This is a genomic window from Vibrio rumoiensis (assembly GCF_002218045.2).
GTDB classification, from domain to species: domain Bacteria; phylum Pseudomonadota; class Gammaproteobacteria; order Enterobacterales; family Vibrionaceae; genus Vibrio; species Vibrio rumoiensis.
Window position 1 is genome coordinate 371098 of record NZ_AP018686.1, and the last position, 19704, is coordinate 390801.

The following is a 19704-nucleotide window of genomic DNA, read 5'->3' on the forward strand; positions in this document are numbered from 1 at the left end:
GTACCACTTTCAGCAGTTGGCTTCCTCTTCTACACCATTCCATGAATGTCGCAGTTATTATCTGAAATCAGGCCTAGGTAATGGTAAACGCTCAATCCTTGCTTCATTAACAGAAGATGGTCAAAAAGCCTTGAAACTAGGTGAATCTTCTACCGATGAATATGGTAACGAATGGCGTACTGCTAGCTTAACAGGTGAAATTAGTGCTCCTGTTATTGATTCAAATAAACCTTTATGGGAATACGGCGAAAAACTAGATAGTACATATTGTTCTACTTGTCATGCGAAGATCCCACCAAATCACTTCACTGTGAATGCTTGGGGCCCAGTTGCGAAAAGCATGGGTAGTCGTACGGATATCTCTGATTTAAATCTTGAGATTCTAACTAAGTTTTTACAGAACAACGCGAAAGACGTTGTTAAAGAACAAGAATAAGGAGTGGACATGACTGGTATTTCACGCCGTAGATTTTTAAAAGGCTCAGGTGCTACTGCTGGTGCATTGGCGATTGCATCAATTCAACCTATGCCTGTATTTGCTTCAGAACCTAAAATTGGCCGTACTGACGGTAAAATTCTGACCGCTGGCCGTATGGGGATTTTACTTGCAGAAGTGAAAGATGGGAAATTAGTGAAAACCACTAATGCTCTTCCTCAAACAGTAGAAAACCATTTACAACAAACGGGTCCATCACAAGTTCATACCAGAGCTCGTATTAAGTACCCAATGGTACGTAAAGGTTATTTAGCTAACCCATCTAATCCACAAGGTGTTCGTGGTAAAGATGAATATGTCCGTGTTTCTTGGGAAGAAGCTTACAAGCTCGTCAATGAGCAGCATTCTCGCATCCGTAAAACATACGGTGCGGAAGGTATTTTTGCTGGCTCTTACGGTTGGCACTCAAGTGGCGCATTGCATGATGCTCGTACGTTGTTACAACGTTATATGGGGCTTGCTGGTGGTTATGTCGGTTCACTAGGTGACTACTCGACAGGTGCTGCTCAAGTTATCATGCCTTACGTTGTTGGTTCGATTGAAGTTTATGAGCAACAAACGACTTACCCTGTCGTCATGGAGCATTCTGATGTGGTTGTTCTTTGGGGAATGAACCCAATCAACACGCTTGAGATTGCTTGGACTGCAGCAGATGGCCAAGGCCTAGAATTCTTCCATCAGTTGAAAAAATCAGGCAAGACGGTTATTGCGATTGACCCGATTCGCTCTGAAACGATTGAATTCTTTGGTGATAATGCTCAGTGGATTGCACCAAACCCAATGACCGATGTGGCATTGGCGATGGGTATTGCTCATACGTTAGTGAAAAATAACAAGCATGATGTCAAATTCATTGAGAAGTACACGCATGGCTTCAATGAATTTAACGCCTACCTATTAGGTAAAACTGATGGTGTGGTTAAAGATTCAGCTTGGGCTGAGAAGATCACTGGTGTTCCAGCAAAACAAATCGAAGTATTAGCAGACGTATTCTCTAAAAACCGCACCATGTTAATGGCCGGTTGGGGTATGCAGCGTCAACAATTTGGTGAGCAACGTCACTGGATGATCGTGACACTTGCTGCAATGCTTGGCCAAATTGGTTTACCAGGTGGTGGTTTTGGTTTCTCTTACCACTACTCAAACGGTGGTAACCCTGCTCGTGATGCTGGTATCTTACCTTCTATTTCATCAAGCATTAATGCGGGTGCAAATGCGGGTGGCGACACGAGCTCTTGGCTTAACACTGGCGAAGGCGTAGTAAACGCTTTACCTGTTGCTCGTATTACTGAAGCGTTAGAAAACCCAGGCATGCAGTACCAACACAATGGTCATACTCTAACTTACCCTGACATCAAGATGGTTTGGTGGTGTGGTGGTGGTAACTTTACTCACCATCAAGATACCAACCGTTTAGCTCGTGCATGGCAAAAACTAGAGCTTTCTGTTGTTTCTGAAATTTACTGGACAGCAGCAGCGAAGCATGCAGATATCGTATTGCCAATTAACTCTAGTTTTGAACGTAATGATCTAACAATGGTTGGTGATTACAGTAGTCAATTCTTATCTCCGATGAAGAAAGCGGTAGAGTCTCAATATGAGTCTAAGAGTGACTTTGACGTGTTTGGTGATTTATCAGAGCACCTATTTAAGGGCGGTCGTGCCGTTTATACTGAAGGTCGTGATGAGATGGAATGGTTGAACCACTTCTATCAAATCGCTCAAAAAGGCGGTCGTAATTCTCGTGTAGCAATGCCGAACTTCACTCATTTCTGGAAAGAAAACCAGTATATTGAAATGAAGTGGAATGAGAAGAACGCTAAGTTTGTTCGTTACGCTGAGTTTAGAGAAGATCCAACGATGAACCCTCTTGGTACGCCAAGTGGTAAAATTGAGATCTATTCAAAAACATTGGCGAGCTATAACCTGCCCGATTGCCCAGCGCACCCAACATGGTTAGAGCCGACGGAATACACAGGTTCTGCTAAAGAAGGTGAGCTACAGTTAATGACCGCGCACTCTGCGTACCGTTTACACAGTCAGTTCAACTATGCTGATATCCGTAAAGAGTACGCAATTGCCGGTAAAGAGCCAATTCTGATCCACAAAGATGATGCGGCCAAACGTGGCATTAAAACTGGTGATGTGGTTCGTGTGTTTAACCAACGCGGTCAAGTTCTAGCCGGTGCTGATGTTACTGATCGTATCAAGCAAGGTTCAGTATGTATCCATGAAGGTGCATGGCCTGACTTTGATCCTGAAATTGGTATTTGCCGTAACGGTGGACCAAACGTACTGACGCTAGATATTCCAGCTTCTCGTTTATCAAACGGTTGTGCTGCAAACTCAGCGTTAGTAAAAGTTGAGAAGTGGGTCGGTGATGCGCTTGAAACTCATGCTTTTGAGCCACCAAAAGGTGCCGATGCTTAATCGTTAAGATAAGTTCTTAATAATAAAAATCCGAGTCTGCTGGCTCGGATTTTTTTATGTTTTAAAACAGCAACCCCAGTGTTTTTAAAGATTTCTCACATTGACTTGAGTTGATAAACTGAATGGCATACATACCCGTGCTTTCCGCACCTTTGACATTATTAGGCATGTCGTCGATAAATACCGTTTCTTTCGGCTCTAATGCATATTGATTGAATAGTGCATGGTAGATCTCTGGTTGAGGTTTCAAGATGCCTAGATCTACCGATACGATCGTACCATCAAATTCAGACCAGAAAGAGTAAGTAGATTTTAGGTGTTCGACAATATCGGTGACGTTATCGGTCAGTGCATAAACCCTATAGCCAGCGGCTTTCACTCGCTTGAGTAAGTCTATTGACCCATACAATAAGATTTGAGTCTGTTTTACATAATAAAAAAGTTGGTCACATTCTGATTCAGAAAGCGCAATAGATTGTTGATAACGTTTTTTGGCTTCTGATTCAGTGATTTTCCCTTTATTTAAATCTAGCCAAATATCACTTTGGAAAATGGAATTAGAGCGTTGTTGAAGATCATTTACCTCGCCAAATGTTAGGCGTGTGATTTCTATTGGTGACCAGCGTACTATGACATTACCAATATCAAATACGACATTTTTGATGTTCTTTGCTTGCATCGACTTTCCTTTCCCATTGAGATAGTTTGATATTTAGTTTAGTCGAGCGATGCAAACTATTGTCAGTAAAATCTAAGTGTTGTGTTGATTGTTTTGTTTTTGCTTATAAAAGTAATACCCACCAATCAACGCCGCCATTGCACTACTTAATGCGCCTAACGCGAGTGACCACCTTGGGCCGTAATGATCGGCTATCCAACCTACAATAGGGGCACCAATTGGCGTGCAACCCATTGCTATTGCCATACGTATCGCAATCACTCTGCCACGCATGCTTGGTTCGGTGGTCAGCTGTAATAAGCTATTGCTTGAAGTATTAAACGTTTGCACTGAAATACCGATTAACATCAAGGTAGCACCAAATAACCAATAATTTGGGCTAATTGCAGCAATAGCAAAACCAATGGTAAGTACACTGCAACCTAAAATCAAAGAGCCCATATTAGGCCCTTCACTTCGAGCCGAAAATAATGCCCCGGCAACCGAGCCTACCGCCATTAATGTGGTTAATAAGCCGAATTGCCCAACGCCAACATCAAATACCTTAACCGCCATCGTTGAAATGAATATCGGAAAGTTAAGCGCGAAAGTACCAATCATAAATAGCATGAAGAAAATGGTGCGCAGATCTTGCCGGTTCCATGAGTAGTGGAAACCTTTTAATAACGCGCCTGGCCCTTTCGCGCTGCGAGTGCTGGGATGCAATTCATCCAGTTTAAAGTGAAATAACGAGAAAATGACGCCAATAAAAGAAAGGGCGTTAACGATAAATACCCAGCCAGTCCCAATTCCCGCGATCAGTAATGCTGCCAGAGAAGGGCCAATCATGCGGGCAGAATTAAATGAGGTCGAGTTGAGTGCTACGGCATTGGAAAGGTCCTTATCGCTGACGAGTTCAGTCACAAAGGTTTGTCTTACCGGGGCATCAATGGCGGTGGTACAGCCTAGAATGAAAGCGAAAATATACACGTGCCATAGTTCAATATGGCCTGTTAATGTGAGAATGCCGAGCAATAACGGTAATAGAGCCAATAATGATTGAGTGATAATCAACACTTTGCGGCGATCAAACTGATCGGCAATATAGCCTGAAAAGGGTAAAAATAACGCGTGTGGGCCAAATTGTAATGACATCACAATGCCGACTGCAGTGGCATTATGCTGAGTTAATTCTGTCAATACTAACCAATCTTGGGCAGTACGCTGCATCCAAGTACCAATGTTAGAAACTAACGCACCAATAGCCCAAAGGCGATAATTAAAGAATTTTAGAGAACGAAAAGTGGCTTTAAATGCCGAAGCCATATTAGACCTTATTGTAAAGTGAGAGTGTAAAGAAAATCACAAAAGGAGGGTTATGTTACTCCGTTAATTAAAGAAGCCCAAATTCTAAAAACGTCTTAAAATTGGCATTATTATGACGAAATGAGGTTTAGTAATCAGAAGGCATCTTTTTTGTAAAAAATACCATCTAATACATAGTAAAAATAAATACAAAAATATTGTTTATCCCCTCAAGCTATTTAAAAACGACAGTGCTAATATGTGTGACCCATATCACATATCCCTTTATTGTCAGGATCCTGAACATGACCGAAAGAGTGCCTCGTCATCAACAATATTTACAAGTATTGGCGATGGGTTTTAGTGCTTTTATCTTTAATACCACTGAGTTTGTGCCTGTTGGCATTTTAACGGATATCGCTCAGAGCTTTGATATTACTACCGCGAAAGTGGGCTGGATGTTGACGATTTATGCTTGGGTGGTGGCGCTATTCTCACTGCCTTTAATGCTACTGACTCGCAAAGTTGAGCGTAAGACATTACTACTGTGCTTATTTGGCGTGTTTTCTGCCAGCCATATTCTGTCAGTAGTTGCATGGAGCTTTCCTGTCTTGGTGATAAGCCGTATAGGCATTGCCCTTTCTCATGCCATTTTTTGGTCGATAGCCGCTGCGATTGCAATACGAGTCGCTCCAGCGGGTAAGAAGACTTTTGCACTGAGTGTATTAGCGACAGGTACTTCTTTAGCAATGGTGCTTGGTGTACCGCTTGGACGTTTGATTGGTCAATGGTTTGGCTGGCGAACAACTTTTGCCGTGATTGGTTTCGTCGCTTTTGTCATGATGCTGCTACTCGCGAAATTATTGCCTAAGTTACCAAGTGTATCAGCCGGGAATCTAAAAAGCTTAGCGGCGGTATTTAAGAAGCCAGTATTGATTGGTGCCTACTTATTCACCTTCTTAGTCTTTACGGCACACTATTCTAGTTACAGTTATATCGAACCTTTTATGCATCAAGTTGGCCAAGCCAATAGCTACTTTACGACTTTCTTACTGCTATTGTTTGGCGGTGCAGGAATTGTGGGGAGTGTGATGTTCGGTATCTGGGGTGAAAAACATAACACTTTGATGCTAGTTGGGAGCGGTATTTTACTGGTGATATGCATGATATTACTTAGTCTTGTCGCTCAGTCAGCGTGGGGCATCAGTGGTTTGATTTTCGTCTGGGGTGTTGTGATGATGCTAGTACCGGTGACGATGCAAGTGAAAGTATTCAACATTGATAATGATGCATTTGAAGTCATCATGTCGATGTACTCAGGCATTATTAATTTAGGTATTGGAGCGGGGGCATTGTTGGGAGGTAAAGTTATTATCCATCTAGGCTTACCCAATGTTGGTTATGTGGCCTCTGTCATCGGCTTAGTTTCAATGCTGGTTCTTGCCAGTTTATTACGTAAATATCCCATCTTGCGTTAATGAAATAGAGAGATAAATAATGGAGGGCGCGATGCCCTCCATTTTACTGAAAAATGACCGAATTTAATGATCGAGTTCAAAAACTGTTGGATAAACACATAGTGAGTAGAATGGGAGGAAGTAGGGATATGCTTACTTTGTATTAATGAATGTCACAAGTAGATATTGCCATGGGAAAAAAGCCACAACCAAATGCTTTCAAGGGTAGAATAACCTATATTTTAATCAGTTAATCTTTAGTCTTCTCTTTAAAGGAATCCATCTTTATGAAACCCATTGATGAAGCATCTCGCCTGTTTGTTAATAACATGGTTGAGTCTGCCATCCGTATTGGTTTGATCTTTATTCTGGTGTGGGGCACGTACCACATTGTTCAACCTTTTATTTTACCGGTACTTTGGGGCGCGATCATTGCTGTGGCACTTAACCCTGTAGTGAATATGCTGACACATCGTATTCGCAGTAACCGAACCGTTGCTGCAACGATTGTGACGATTGTTAGCATTGTGATATTGATCGTACCATTCGCCATGATTTCAACGTCTATTTACGATGGTTTGATGTATTTCACCAATATGGCGACATCAGGAGAACTTAAAAATTGGACGCCAAATGTTGAAATCAAAGAATGGCCGTTCATTGGTGAACGCCTTTTTGAAGGCTTAACTTACTTAACACTGCATATTAAAGAGTTAATGATTCAGTTTTTGCCACAAATCAAAATGGTATTAACTCAAATGCTATCGACGTTTGGTAGCGGGTTAGGTAGCTTGATCATGTTCTTGCTATCACTGGTAATCGCGGGTGTGTTTATGGCGGCAAGTGAGCCTATTTCTGTTGTCGTAACGAAGGTATTTGAGCGCAGTGCTGGTGATCATGGTAAGAACTGGGCCAACATGCTTGCGAGCATAATTCGTAGTGTATTAGTGGGAGTGATTGGGGTAGCGTTTATTCAAAGCGCCATTATCAGTGCAGCCTTATTTACCTTTCATATACCGGCAGCAGGGCTGATAAGTTTACTGGTGTTAGTCTTATGCATTGCGCAATTACCCGCGATTTTACCCTTACTGCCATTGTTTGGTTATATGTACTTCACCGCTGATACCACTTCATTTATTATTTTTACTGTGTGGGGGCTATTAGCAGGCTTAGCCGATAATTTACTTAAACCATTATTAATGGGTCGTGGCTCCATGGTTCCCATGCCTATCGTGGTGATCGGCTCTCTAGGTGGAATGATGTTCGCTGGTATTATCGGCTTATTCCTAGGGGCCGTTGTTTTGTCTTTATGGTGGGGAGTATTCACCGTATGGTTAGGCAACGAGAAAGCAGATAAAGTGAAACAATTAGCAGAATAGTTTACACAATACTTAGTGATAAATAGCCGCGAATGCAGAAAATGCATCAGCGGCTATTTTGATCTTATGACTTAAAAATGCGCTCGATACCACCAAAAGGCGGTTGAATTATCGGCAGGTTATAACTGTTTGATTATATTGTGCGCACTTGAACAAAAATCTGCATAAAAGGGCTTTTTTTTTCTCTCGGTTGTGGCATAGTAACTCCCGTCTTCAAGAGACAGCTTACCTAGTAAGCGTGCGTCGTATAATGGCTATTACCTCAGCCTTCCAAGCTGATGATGCGGGTTCGATTCCCGCCGCACGCTCCAACTATTTTTGCAACACAATTCCAATATAACCCATTGAAAAATAACACTCTTTATTGAGTGATTTTGCACGTCTGGTGTTTGAGGAACCCATTTCGTTCTGAGTTAAAATAGAGCTAGGGACCATATAGGGACCAAATGTAGACCACGACTAAAATTCATACCTTCAGTCTAGATCAGCCATTTTCATCAGCTCAATATTAAAAAATCTAATCGGAATCTTCTGAATCCGTCACTTCTAAAAGTTCACCGACCTCACAATCTAAAAATCGACACAGTTTCTCAAGAGTATCAAAATCAATACGATTATTTGTTTCATGATAGAGGCGAGTAATCGTACTTCTGTTAATTCCAGTTTCCCTTACAACGTCAGATATTTTTAATTTTCGAGCACCCAACAAAGTTGAGAGATTACAAGTAATCATTCTTTAAAGACCTTAAATGTTTCTCTAAAGATACAAAATGGTATTGACAGGTGTCAATTACGTGTTATTGTATCTCTAGCGCATCATATTGATGCTAATAAGAGAGGTTTTGATTATGTCATATACATACCTAACTACGAAAGAGTTATCTGTAGCAATCAAATATGATCAGAGAACGATTCGAGAGCAATTGAAAGACTCTGTTCTTTTTGAAGGGGTTCATTATGTTCGTCCATTTGGTGGACGGAAGATTTTATACATCTGGGAACGCATAGAAGATGAAATGTTAAATGGTGTATCACTAGATACTTTATTGGTTGGAATGTGAGGGTAAAATTATGGGTTCAGTTAATGTTAAAAATAATAAGCTTTATTTTGATTTTCGATATTTAGGGCAACGTTGTAGGGAATACACACAATTAGAAAATACCAAGCAGAACCAGAAAAGAATGACTTTGTTATTAAAGCGCATTGAAGCCGAAATTATCACCAATGCCTTTGATTACTCTGATTACTTCCCAAACAGCAATAATGCCAAAAAGTTTGCTGAGCTCAACGGTAAGAAGAATGAATCGAAGTCTTATCATAATGCCGTTGCTTCACCACGACTCGCTGGGTTTGCTGATATCTGGTTTAAAGAAATGGAAGTGGAATGGCGGCCAAGCCACCAGGTTTCAATGCGGGGAATATTGGATTCTCATATATTGCCTCGATTTGGCAAAAAGAAGATCAGCGCCATCACTAAACAAGACATTCTATCTTTTCGAACCGATCTCGCCAAAGTTCAAACTCGAAAAGGTCAGGCTCTATCACCATCACGGATAAATCATATTATGACACCGCTACGAATGATGCTTAACGAAGCCGCCGATCGATATGAGTTTACGTCGCCTTGGAAAAATATTAAAGCCTTAAAAGTCCCAAGAACCGAAGTGGACCCATTTAATTTGCAAGAAGTGGAGAAAATCATCCAAGGTGCACCGAAGGAGTTTAAAAATTATTACATCATTCGTTTTTACACAGGACTGAGGACAGGTGAGATTGATGGTTTAACGTGGAAACAAGTCGATCTTGAGCGTAAACAGCTCACTGTCAGCCAAAGTTTGGTGCGAGGTATTATCAGTCCTGTAAAAACTGATGGTTCATATCGAACCATTGATTTGGCCGACCGTGTGGTTCAAGCCTTGATTGAACATAAACAAACGTGTCATTCCAAACAACCTTTTGTCTTTACCAACAAAAAAGGCTTACCGCTCAATTATCAAGTGGTCTCTCGGTCTGTCTGGTACCCACTACTGGAGTCGGTAGGGTTAAAAGCCAGAAACCCGTACCAAACTCGGCATACCTTTGCGACCTTACTGCTTGCTGCAGGGGAGGCGCCTGAGTGGATAGCGCATCAAATGGGGCATACAACCACCACCATGTTGTTTCGGGTGTACTCACGGTATGTGCCAAATCTCACGCGTCGTGATGGTAGTGCGTTTGAAGCCTTTTTAGCACTTGGAGGTGATTTGTGATTTATTCACCGCTTGCTATTCATTGTACGAGTTTGTGTTTTGATGTTATCCAAAGTCCTTACTTTGAATCATTGGCATTAGAAGACATTGTCAATTTTAAACCTGAAATTTACTGGATGTTAAAAGAGCGCACCGACATGTGGCCGCAATTTTATCATCGAGAGCATGAATTTTTAGAGGCTATATCAACAGGGATTGTGGAAGTGTTAAGTCAATGCCTCAAACACCGAACCGCAAGAACTACAGATTGGATTTTAGTTGCTCTAGAAAACAGAATTGATGGCACGATAAAGCAATTAGTGCATTGAAAATGCTTCGTCAGAGTAGTGTTTGAAAGACAGAAAGGACCATGCAATTTTCAAAGAAAGATTGACGTAACTAGACGCTTTGAGGATTGTAAATATTATTACTCAATGAGTATGCCTAATTTAAGTCAATTTTGGCTTAAATTAGGCATTTTTTAGTCGCTAACGTCTCATCCTACGCGATAGTTTTTTAACAAAAAATTAAAATAAATCCGAATCAATATTATCAAAATAGGCTTTATTATTCTCGCTCTGAGTGTTACCAGAGTATAAGGTCAATTGTGATGGGATTTCAGAAGCCAAACCAGTCTCGGATTGCTGCATCTTTTTAATAATTTTGCCGTTGAGATAAACGGTAATTGCCCCATCATCCCAAGCTAGAGTAAAAGAATTCCAAGCGTCCCTGTCGATAGAATCAACTTTTTCGTTTACTTCTGCCGCAACTTCAACACTACCACCAGCTGACAATCTTAATTCAAAGTAACGGTCACTATTACTTTCACCTGTACCGACATTTATATAAGTTGTTGTATCATTTCCGCTTGGTATATAAGCATCGAAAGATATGGAGCCAGTTGTTGCCGGAGCTGCAAACTTACGAACGGCAAATGGTTTATCTGAATTGTCTCGATCTGAGAGCAATAGAGAATTTGATCCACTTTTTGCTTGATCATCACTAATTACAGCTAGTGATTGGCTAGCGTTATTTGTATCTGCAGCGGTTTTAAATTCTGACCAAGCGGAATTTACGGAGCTAATATTTTCTCCCACAGTGTAACTATCAAAATTATCAGTAACATTGTCGCCAGTATCATTATCGTCGCCAGTATCATCAGTGCTACCACTAATGACAGTTGCTTCAGAGGTACTACTATTATATGGATTTCCTGTTAATGCTTGTCCTACTGGGTAGCCATCAAAATTATCTTCAAATATTACTGTATCATTGCTATAAACTTGGAAGTTATCAGCAAGCACTTCATAGTTCGACGTGTCACTCTGATTACCAAGTCGAACTGAAATAACCGTAACAGGTTGATTTTCATTTACCGCATCGGTGACATCAGTTAAGTATGTTGTTCCGTTAATGGTAAATGTAAACTGACCTGAATCCCAATTTGCCTCGATGGCTAATTTTTCACCTTCTTTAAAAGTGCCGCCAGTATCAGTGATATCGCCACTTGCATTGCGATATTGAATTCTCCCATCACCTAATACTATTTCAGAATACAAATTTGCCTGTTTTGTGCTTGATGCATAGAAAGAGATATAAGCATTATTACTTGCTTTTTCAGGTGGTTCTATAGTTAAGTCTGGTTGATAAACTAAATCGAGTGTGAATTTTCCTGAACTGATATGATCAACCTTAGCTCCGGTTGATGAGTCTGCTAATTGGAGACGCAATTCACCAGTATCGTCTGTCTTTGTATCAACAATTTTAACTACATTATTGATTCCAGCATCAGCATTAGCGTCAGATACAGCCTTATTGACTGCTGCATTATCCACTTGGTCGGTACCGGTCAGCGTGCCAAAACTTCCACTATCAATTGTTAAGATTCCATTTGAAACAGTATAAGTGCCATCACTAACATTGGTTGGTTCAGTTGGATTGTTGGTAGCATAGTAGTCAAATTGCAAGGTTTTAGCTTCTGGATCATCAATATATGGTGTTGTGGTTATGGTATAGGTACCAAAATCATCATCATCATTATAATATCGTTGATTATTGCCATCAAAAACGTAAATATTCGGTAAATCTTCAGGATCTGCAGATAAACCATTACTATATGAAGCTTCTGAACCACTAATTTGCCAAAGACCGCCAGTTAAAAGAGATATCTCATCTGGAGTTGGTGCTGGTGTATCACCTCCATTGTCATCATTACTCGCACCATCTAAGTTACAAGCACTTAAACCGGTAACTAAAAAAGCGGCAGACATTAGAGTTACTATTTTTTTCAGTTTCATATCATCATCCTAAGTTTTTAATTCAACGTTGTATAACGTTTCTTCCATTTAATTTGTTATTTACAAATCCCTATCCAATCATCCCTATGATAAATGTTAATCCATTTCGTAACGGCAAAATAAGAATGAATATCTACCCATAAAATTTGATAACAATGATAAAGTGTGATAAATGTTAAGGAATTATTTTCATACGTAAAAATAACATTTTTATATGAGTTTAATATGGACTTATAAAAATATAAATATTAGAAGCTATAGACTATACCAACACGGCTACGTAATTGGCGTTGGTCTGTTCTTGATGAGACACCAACGTTACCAAATTGAACATATGGACGCCAGTTTGATGAATTCTTCCAACCAAGTTTTAAATCATAATCATATCCGGTTTTACCATCATCCCATAGTTTGTATTCATCTTCATAAGAAATTTCATAGTTGGCTTCAAAGGTCATTTGGATCATGTTATTCCATGTATAATCCAAGTTAGCGGTGATTTTACCTTTTTGCCATGTATCTCCATTATTTTTATTTTCAGTATAATCTTGAAACTCATGGCGGTAACGTAATTTAGCGACGATACCTGAATCAAATGCATAACCAACACGAACTTGTGGTTTATAGGTGGTTTTATCTTCACCAAAGGTGATAGGCATCCCAGGTTCAATATACCAGTGTTCATTGATGTTGTATTTATATGAGTATACAAACTCAGAATCACCACGCTCTAATTCGTTATAGGCATAGTTACCTGTTTTACCAAAAAATTTCATTTCAACACTGTAGTTGTGTTGGCCTGTTTCGGTTTTAGTACTACCCCCAATTTTTATACGATCAGCATTTTGGTTTGTGCCAAACTTATATTCATGTCGATAATCTAAAGAAGCTGCAGTTGCGTTTACTGCAGTAGAAGCAAGCATAATTGCTGAAGTGATGAGGAATACTTTTTTCATATTTAACATTGTTGAGATCCTTTCGTTATTTTAATTTATATTAGTGCCTAAATAGGTCTTGCCGTTAAGATAACCATTTAAGCTTTATCACTATTTTATAACAACCAGTCATGATAATTATTTGTCCTTAAAAGTTAAGGGCGTTAAAAACATAACGTATCCTAAAGTGTCAATATGGCCATTTTATTAATTTTATCATAAGGTCTTTTTGAGTTAGTTAAATAACCACGCCTCTTTTAAAACACAATTTCAATCATAGTTGAAATTGTGTTTTAAAAAAGTGAGGTTAATCATATTTTTAATTTTGAATTAATTTTAGTTTCATTTTTGAACGGATAGTGGCTCTGTTTTGTATTTGTCTTAGATTAAACATGGGAGTGATTATCAGATAATTTACTTCGCATTTAACTGTCATATTCGTACCAGAATCTCGCGATAAAACCAAAAAATGGGAAGTAATCGCTTATTAAACGTGGCTCATTGATTTTCTAGATTGATGAGAAGCAATCCATGAATAGAATGAAAGTAAGCATGGAACTGATGGGAAGCGTAGGATATGGCATAAATTATAACGAGGCGTAGATATCGCTACCCATGAAATTATTAGGGATAGAATAATCTTTATCAAATATCAGTGACGAAGAAGTTCTACCAAATTTGTTAAATCAAACACTTCGAACAATTCTGATATATTAGGCGATAAAACTTACGATACCCCGACAATGCTCTGAAGGTATTCGGATCAAAAAAATGACCAATAATTCTGAACGCTCTCAGAGTTTTTGGTCACTTTAGTTTAGCTAGGATTAATTAGAGACTTTATTTAAACCTTCTGTACTATCCATCCGTGCACTTCTTTTTAGTAAGTAACCTAAGAGAAGAATGGTAGCGGCACATGCTAAGAATAATAGTCGGCCCCACATTGGGTTCGGGATTAAGACCATTGCGGTTAACCCGAAACCCATATACATGACAAGTGTACCTAATTTTTGGCGCTGCATACGGTCAACAATATCTTGCCCTTCTACCGCTATACATTCAGTCTCTACATCTTTGAAGAATTCTTCTTGGACTGCTAGATTCGTATTTTTTTCTTCTTTGTAGAACAAAGTGGAAGCACAGAAGAAACCAGCGGTCAGAACCAGATGCGCTACTATAGTGATAGTGGTACGGAACTCAGAGATCTCACGGCCTGTTAGGTTATCTAAGCCAAACCAAGCACCGACGACTTGCGGTGTAAATACGTTAAGAACAAGGTAAGAAACAAAGGCACCAAACAATACTGTCGCCCAAGGTGCCCAGTTTGGTGTTTTACGGATGAAAATACCAAAACAAAGAGGAACCAGGATTGGACCTTGAAGCAAGGTTGACACCTGCATCATTAGGTCAAATAAGCTAAGTTCTTTTAGTGAAGTGAAAAATTGCGCCATCAAAATGACAAGCAGTCCGTTTATTACGCAGGTAATTTGACCCGCGCGTAATTGTTCCCTATCTGATGCTTGACCTTTGCGAATGATTGTGGCGTAGAAGCTACGAACAAAAATACCCGAGTTACGGTTAAGAGCAGAGTCCATTGAAGACATGGTAGCAGCAAACAGACCAGCCATCAGTAAGCCCACAGTGCCTATTGGCATTGCTTCACGAGCAAAGACTAAATAAACCGCATCACGTGCTTTTGCACCAAGTTCTGGGTATTGAGCCGCAGCATCAGGATATAGAATTGCTGATGCCCATGACGGGATAAACCAAATGATTGTGCCGACTAGCATCATAAAACCGGCCATCAGTGCAGCTTTGTTGGAATTTTTAGAATCTTTCGCATTTAAAAAGCGGTAAGAATCTTGCATGTTATTAATGCTTTGTAATTGTTTAACGATAAAGAATAAGAATGAACAAACAATTAAAATTGGGTAGTTCATATCAGGGCCAATAAAGAAACCTGAAGGGAAATTAGTAACTATTTCGGTTGGACCGCCTACAGCAATCAATGCCACAATAGCACAAGCAACCGATACGATAGCAATGACTAGTGTTTGAATGAAATCAGAGGCAACAACACCCCATGCACCACTGAGTAATGAAATAAGCAGTACGGCAATACCTGTTATCCAAATTGTCGTTACGATATCGGCATTAAAAACTGCAGAAGCAAAGATACTTAAACCATTTAACCATACCCCACCTGTAATGATACTTAATGGGATGATAATCCAAGTGAAGAACTGTTCGCTGTTACTATCAAAGCGACGGCGAATCGCTTCTGTTGGTGTATCGACGCGCATTTGACGAAAGCGACGTGCAAAATAAAGGTAAGCAACAAAATAAGCTAATATATTACCGATGAAGACACCAACAACAGCAAAGCCGTCACTGAAGGCTTTTCCTGCTGCACCAGTGAAAGTCCATGCAGAAAACTGTGTCATAAAGGCTGTAGCACCAACCATCCACCAGAGCATTTTACCCCCACCGCGGAAATAGTCACTGGTACTGTTACTGGCCATTTTTTTGAAGATCAATGAGATAAAGATCATTAAGCAGAAGTATCCTGCTATCACAAGGTAATCATAGTTCATAATTTCATCCTGAAACGTTGTTTTAATTTTAATTAATGTTAGCTGTAAAAAATAAACTTAGATGTGATCGTAATCAAAACGACGGTTCATTTATCTGTCGTTGTCTTGTATTGTGATCTTGATCGTGTTTGGGAAGAATGAGTAACTTGTTTTTGATCTAATTCTTTATTCACATAAACAGAGAGTTAGTGGAGTTGAGTTATTGAAAGCCAATTTTGCAATGTCGATATTATAAAACATACATTTTTTCTTTAATGACTTTGCTATGAGGCAAAGTGCGTTGGTCAATTGATGGTTCAAAGAGCGGTGATCTCAGCATTTTATTTTTTATAGTCTAAATGAAAAATGCCTACTTTATAGGTAGGCATTGGATCAATATTTATGGGTAAATGTCGATTATTTAACTGTAACGGTGTGGTTCGATAGATTAATCAGTATTTCACTAGTGACATTACTGCGAATGAGTTCAACGGTTAAGTACTCATCTTGCCAAGAAATATTTTTTACTATTATTGGTTCATCAATACTTAAGTCATGTACCGCAACTGCATTAAAGTGTAAGTCTTGGTTTCTGAGCATTAAGTAACTTAAATTGCTTGTTGCAGGATTATCTGGCGCTTGCCCAGTTAGAATTTCACATTCTTGCTGGGCAAAAATGTGCATATTGAAATCTGCTTGCTCTGCGATCGCAAAGCGATATGGCGTAACTTGAGTTAATTGATGAACATGACAGTCAGTCATACGGTGCAAAGGACCGTCAAATGGTGTGGCGATGGCTTTGAATTTAGCTGATTGTTGGTTTGGCTCAAAGTGACCACGAATATGCCAGTTTAAATCTAACTGTTGCTGATATGGATTGCTAATTTGACTAATATCAATCGCTACGTTACTAAGTATGTCGTCATCGGTTAACCATAAAATACTGCGACGGAAAGTGACATTTTTATAAGCGTCATCATCCCATTGAACAATGGTATGACTATCAAGTTCTTTAATGGGTTTCGACCAATCAACTTGGGTGCTTATGTAAGTTGATTGGTCCGTTTGTTGGAAATTTTCGGTGGTTGGATTCGCCGGTGGTTGGTTTTTTTGATTAACGGCTAACGTATTATGAGTGGCAGTATTTTTATAATAACCATAATGCATTTCTGCGCCATACCCGGTAGTTCCAAGATCGGGAATAATTTCTTTTCCTTGGCGACATAGAATAATACCTAAACGGTCATAGTGATCGTGTTCACCACCATAGGGACTATGCTTGAGTAACATCATGTTTTGGCTTGCTTCATTATGAAGTATGGTCAGCCCTGATAACGGTGCGTGAATAGTATGACAAGCGATAGGTTCCGAAGCTGGCAACTGATCGACACCATATAATAACGTTTCAATACTATTTCGAGGCGTATCTTTATAAATAGTACTCAATGCTTTAGCGAAGACTGGATCGTTAAATTGTTGGTAAGCAAATTCAAATATATGAGTGTGATTTAATTTTTCTTGCCCTGCAATGCAATCATTTAGGCGAGGGAAGTCACCTGTTGCGCTGATTAACTGTAATGGAAACGCTAACATTTTATGGTAATTAGGTTGCAGTTTAACCGAATAAGCGGTGTGATAAGCAATTTTCTCAAATGCTAACAAAGCTTGTAATGCATAGTAATGATAATGAATGGATCCTTCAAACCAAAAGCCATCTTGATTGACGCCGTGTTCAAGTTGATAGATTAGGCCATAGTTAGAATTTAGCGCAAACTCAATATAGTCGGGTTTATTGACGATTAACCCAATAACCCCAACAGTTGCGCTAATCTTCATTTCATGATTATGTAATTGATCGCTACGATGTTGCATTAAAAACTCAGCACCTTCACATAACAAGCGGGTTTCAATGTAGACACGATCTTCTGCATTTAAAGCTTGGCGGATAAAGTCATAACCTCGGGCAAAGTCGAGATTACAGTTTGCTTCACATAAAGTTTGTGCGTTTGCTTTGCCTGGGCCGTTATAAGGAATACCGCCGTGCTCTTCATAATCAGGGTAGTACTTCGCATAACCAAGTAAAATTTCACGGACTTTGTTAAAGTAATGGTCTTCGCCAGTTAAATGCCACAATAAACCTAGCTCGTTGCAGGCTTTAGCATTAAGTCCATTGAGTCCACGCCACCACGCTCCATCATAAGGTTCACCCATAAAAATTTTACCATCGACAGGGCAGCAATGTTCGGTTGGTTTATCCCGTTGCCAATCTAATCGTACCGAGTGTTCTGGACAAAAATAATACAAATTCCAAGTCGCACGAGCATCGGGTGGAACTAAAATATCGGATGACAATACGACTTGATTATCATCGATCAGTCGTTGAATAATATCGGGCGTGGCTTTATTTTTGATTTTTGCCATTTCTTGTGCGTTAAATTGCAGCATAATTCACCTAATTCTTTGGTTTGCTAGATTCTTTAGTTAATGGAAAGGGACTCTTTAAAAGCGAAAATAGGCCTTTGCATTGTGATAACAGATATTTTCAATGGTATTTTTGAGTAAGGTTTCGTCATTAGGCATTTCCCCTTTCTCAACCCAATCACCAATGAGATTGCATAACACTCGTCTAAAATATTCGTGCCTTGAAAGCGAAAACACATTACGAGAATCGGTCAACATGCCAATAAAACGGCTGAGCGAACCTAAGTTTGCGAGTGTTTTGAGTTGTTTTTCCATGCCATCTCTATGATCGTTAAACCACCAGGCTGGACCGAGTTGAATTTTACTCACTCCGGTGGTGTTTTGTGTCTTGGTGCTGTTTGATTGATGATCGGTGTTTTGAAATGCACCTAAAATACATGCTAATGGTTCGAAATCTTTAGGGTTAAGGCTATATAAAATGGTTTGTGGAAGCGCGTTTTTTTGATCTAACTGATCAAGCAACAAACATACATTTTCAACAATAGGCTCATCATTCATCACGCTAAATCCGGTCCCTGCACCGACTTGGTTAAAGCGGCGAGTATTGACGTTAGTGTGTACGCCAATATGTAACTGCATTGTCCAACCGTATTGATGATATATCTTGCCTAAATGTAAAAAAATGGCACTTTCTAATTGCTTGGTTTGCTTCTGGGTAAGGGATGATAGAGATAGTACTTTAGAGAAAGCAGTTTCAAGTTCGTGAGGTGTTGACTGTGTGAAATGTACTTTCTTTAAGCCTAAATCAGATAAGCGACAACCTTGTTGATGGAAAAACTCAACACGTTGAGATAATGCGGCTAAATAGTCGCTAAAATTTTTAATTGGTTGATCACACTTTAGAGAAAGTTGGTTCACAATATCTTTGAATTTATATTCGTTTTCTACTTGAGAAACATCATCACTGCGAAAGGTTGGTAACACTTTACTGCTGAAATTCGACTGTGCCAGTAATTGATGATACTTGAGATCACTCAATGGACTGTCGGTGGTACAGAGAATATCAACATTAGAACGCTCAATGATTTGGCGGATCTTAAAGTCAGGTTGAGCTAGTTGAGCATTACAATTCTGCCAGAGCACGTGTACATTTTCAGGTTGGATTAGAGTATCAATTTCAAAATAGCGTTTGAGCTCTAGGTGAGACCAAACGTAAAGTGGGTTACCAATTAAGTAAGGTACGCACTCACACCAACATTGAAACTTTTCAAACTCGGTGGCTTGACCAGTAATAAAATATTCATCGATGCCATTACTGCGCATTGCTCGCCATAAATAATGATCATCACTTAACCAAGCTTGACTGATAGTGTTTAATTGGCTATTTAAATAAATCTCTTTTGCATCAAGATGATTGTGATAATCAATGATAGGTAGGCATTTGGCGTAAGTATGGTATAGCTTTTTGGCCGTTTCATTTTGCAGTAAGAAATCATTATGGATGTATGTGGTCGTCATGCTTTG

Annotated in this window: 14 protein-coding genes, 1 tRNA gene and 2 pseudogenes; 9 read left to right on the plus strand and 8 right to left on the minus strand. The window is 39.5% G+C overall.

What is annotated here, in order from left to right:
• Positions 1–73 precede the first annotated feature (73 nt).
• Together VRUMOI_RS14200 and VRUMOI_RS14205 are read left to right on the plus strand one after the other, a co-directional pair.
• Positions 74–436: pseudogene (locus VRUMOI_RS14200) on the plus strand (NapC/NirT family cytochrome c); the annotation flags it as partial.
• Positions 437–445: 9 nt separating this feature from the next.
• The gene (locus VRUMOI_RS14205; RefSeq protein WP_089139529.1) at positions 446–2926 is read left to right on the plus strand and encodes a molybdopterin guanine dinucleotide-containing S/N-oxide reductase; all 2481 of its coding nucleotides are present in this window, start codon (positions 446–448) and stop codon (positions 2924–2926) included.
• A gap of 61 nt (positions 2927–2987) precedes the next feature.
• Here the strand turns inward: VRUMOI_RS14205 and VRUMOI_RS14210 are convergent, their stop codons facing one another.
• Both VRUMOI_RS14210 and VRUMOI_RS14215 read right to left on the minus strand, forming a co-directional pair.
• Entirely contained in the window at positions 2988–3605 is a 618-nt protein-coding gene (locus tag VRUMOI_RS14210) for an HAD family hydrolase (protein ID WP_089139528.1), read from the minus strand.
• Positions 3606–3677: 72 nt separating this feature from the next.
• Positions 3678–4910 carry an MFS transporter gene (locus VRUMOI_RS14215; protein WP_089139527.1) on the minus strand — a complete coding sequence of 411 codons (1233 nt, stop codon included), beginning with the start codon at positions 4908–4910 and terminating at the stop codon, positions 3678–3680.
• A gap of 284 nt (positions 4911–5194) precedes the next feature.
• Here VRUMOI_RS14215 and VRUMOI_RS14220 point away from each other — a divergent pair, with 284 nt between their 5' ends.
• From VRUMOI_RS14220 to VRUMOI_RS14230, 3 genes are all read left to right on the plus strand, one after another.
• Positions 5195–6367 (plus strand): sugar transporter, encoded by a 1173-nt coding sequence (locus tag VRUMOI_RS14220; protein WP_089139526.1) that lies wholly within the window; start codon positions 5195–5197, stop codon positions 6365–6367.
• 266 nt (positions 6368–6633) lie between these two features.
• A complete protein-coding gene (locus VRUMOI_RS14225) occupies positions 6634–7725 on the plus strand; it encodes an AI-2E family transporter (RefSeq protein WP_089139525.1) in 1092 nt (363 codons plus the stop codon).
• Between the two features lie 236 nt (positions 7726–7961).
• A tRNA-Gly gene (locus VRUMOI_RS14230) sits at positions 7962–8036 on the plus strand.
• Positions 8037–8242: 206 nt separating this feature from the next.
• Here the strand turns inward: VRUMOI_RS14230 and VRUMOI_RS14235 are convergent.
• On the minus strand, positions 8243–8458 hold the full coding sequence (locus VRUMOI_RS14235) for a helix-turn-helix domain-containing protein (protein ID WP_089139524.1): 216 nt from the start codon (positions 8456–8458) through the stop codon (positions 8243–8245).
• 115 nt (positions 8459–8573) lie between these two features.
• On the opposite strand from VRUMOI_RS14235, the gene VRUMOI_RS14240 reads away from it, so the two are divergent.
• Genes VRUMOI_RS14240 through VRUMOI_RS14250 form a run of 3 tightly spaced genes read left to right on the plus strand, consistent with a single transcriptional unit; the run spans position 8574 to position 10283 of the window.
• A complete protein-coding gene (locus VRUMOI_RS14240; RefSeq protein ID WP_174208819.1) occupies positions 8574–8786 on the plus strand; it encodes a hypothetical protein in 213 nt (70 codons plus the stop codon).
• 10 nt (positions 8787–8796) lie between these two features.
• Positions 8797–9975: a site-specific integrase gene (locus VRUMOI_RS14245; protein WP_089139522.1), complete on the plus strand. Its 1179-nt coding sequence runs from the start codon at positions 8797–8799 to the stop codon at positions 9973–9975.
• Complete coding sequence (locus VRUMOI_RS14250) at positions 9972–10283, plus strand: hypothetical protein (RefSeq protein WP_089139521.1); 312 nt, start codon at positions 9972–9974, stop codon at positions 10281–10283. Before VRUMOI_RS14245 ends, VRUMOI_RS14250 begins: the two co-directional genes overlap by 4 nt.
• Positions 10284–10481: 198 nt before the next feature.
• On the opposite strand, the gene VRUMOI_RS14255 is transcribed toward VRUMOI_RS14250, so the two are convergent.
• Positions 10482–12251, minus strand: coding sequence for a hypothetical protein (locus tag VRUMOI_RS14255; RefSeq protein WP_089139520.1), 1770 nt, complete (start codon positions 12249–12251; stop codon positions 10482–10484).
• A gap of 248 nt (positions 12252–12499) precedes the next feature.
• A complete protein-coding gene (locus VRUMOI_RS14260; RefSeq protein ID WP_174208828.1) occupies positions 12500–13207 on the minus strand; it encodes an oligogalacturonate-specific porin KdgM family protein in 708 nt (235 codons plus the stop codon).
• A 527-nt stretch (positions 13208–13734) separates the two neighbouring features.
• Between VRUMOI_RS14260 and VRUMOI_RS14265 the strand changes: the two are divergent.
• A pseudogene (locus tag VRUMOI_RS14265) lies at positions 13735–13957 on the plus strand (transposase); the annotation flags it as partial.
• 56 nt (positions 13958–14013) lie between these two features.
• Here VRUMOI_RS14265 and VRUMOI_RS14270 read toward each other — a convergent pair.
• The 3 genes from VRUMOI_RS14270 to uxaC form a co-directional block, all read right to left on the minus strand.
• Complete coding sequence (locus VRUMOI_RS14270) at positions 14014–15780, minus strand: sodium:solute symporter family protein (RefSeq protein ID WP_089139518.1); 1767 nt, start codon at positions 15778–15780, stop codon at positions 14014–14016.
• A gap of 396 nt (positions 15781–16176) precedes the next feature.
• A complete protein-coding gene (locus tag VRUMOI_RS14275; RefSeq protein WP_089139517.1) occupies positions 16177–18204 on the minus strand; it encodes a heparinase II/III domain-containing protein in 2028 nt (675 codons plus the stop codon).
• Positions 18205–18258: 54 nt separating this feature from the next.
• Complete coding sequence (uxaC, locus tag VRUMOI_RS14280; protein ID WP_089139516.1) at positions 18259–19698, minus strand: glucuronate isomerase; 1440 nt, start codon at positions 19696–19698, stop codon at positions 18259–18261.
• Positions 19699–19704: the final 6 nt, after the last annotated feature.

Excerpts from the sequence above, each read along its gene's own strand:
- VRUMOI_RS14220 (WP_089139526.1), top strand. The coding sequence starts at position 5,195 with ATGACCGAAAGAGTGCCTCGTCATCAACAATATTTACAAGTATTGGCG.
- VRUMOI_RS14245 (WP_089139522.1), top strand. The coding sequence starts at position 8,797 with ATGGGTTCAGTTAATGTTAAAAATAATAAGCTTTATTTTGATTTTCGA.
- VRUMOI_RS14275 (WP_089139517.1), bottom strand. The coding sequence starts at position 18,204 with ATGCTGCAATTTAACGCACAAGAAATGGCAAAAATCAAAAATAAAGCC.
- VRUMOI_RS14270 (WP_089139518.1), bottom strand. The coding sequence starts at position 15,780 with ATGAACTATGATTACCTTGTGATAGCAGGATACTTCTGCTTAATGATC.
- VRUMOI_RS14215 (WP_089139527.1), bottom strand. The coding sequence starts at position 4,910 with ATGGCTTCGGCATTTAAAGCCACTTTTCGTTCTCTAAAATTCTTTAAT.
- VRUMOI_RS14210 (WP_089139528.1), bottom strand. The coding sequence starts at position 3,605 with ATGCAAGCAAAGAACATCAAAAATGTCGTATTTGATATTGGTAATGTC.
- VRUMOI_RS14235 (WP_089139524.1), bottom strand. The coding sequence starts at position 8,458 with ATGATTACTTGTAATCTCTCAACTTTGTTGGGTGCTCGAAAATTAAAA.
- VRUMOI_RS14205 (WP_089139529.1), top strand. The coding sequence starts at position 446 with ATGACTGGTATTTCACGCCGTAGATTTTTAAAAGGCTCAGGTGCTACT.
- VRUMOI_RS14225 (WP_089139525.1), top strand. The coding sequence starts at position 6,634 with ATGAAACCCATTGATGAAGCATCTCGCCTGTTTGTTAATAACATGGTT.
- VRUMOI_RS14260 (WP_174208828.1), bottom strand. The coding sequence starts at position 13,207 with ATGAAAAAAGTATTCCTCATCACTTCAGCAATTATGCTTGCTTCTACT.
- VRUMOI_RS14255 (WP_089139520.1), bottom strand. The coding sequence starts at position 12,251 with ATGAAACTGAAAAAAATAGTAACTCTAATGTCTGCCGCTTTTTTAGTT.
- uxaC (WP_089139516.1), bottom strand. The coding sequence starts at position 19,698 with ATGACGACCACATACATCCATAATGATTTCTTACTGCAAAATGAAACG.
- VRUMOI_RS14240 (WP_174208819.1), top strand. The coding sequence starts at position 8,574 with ATGTCATATACATACCTAACTACGAAAGAGTTATCTGTAGCAATCAAA.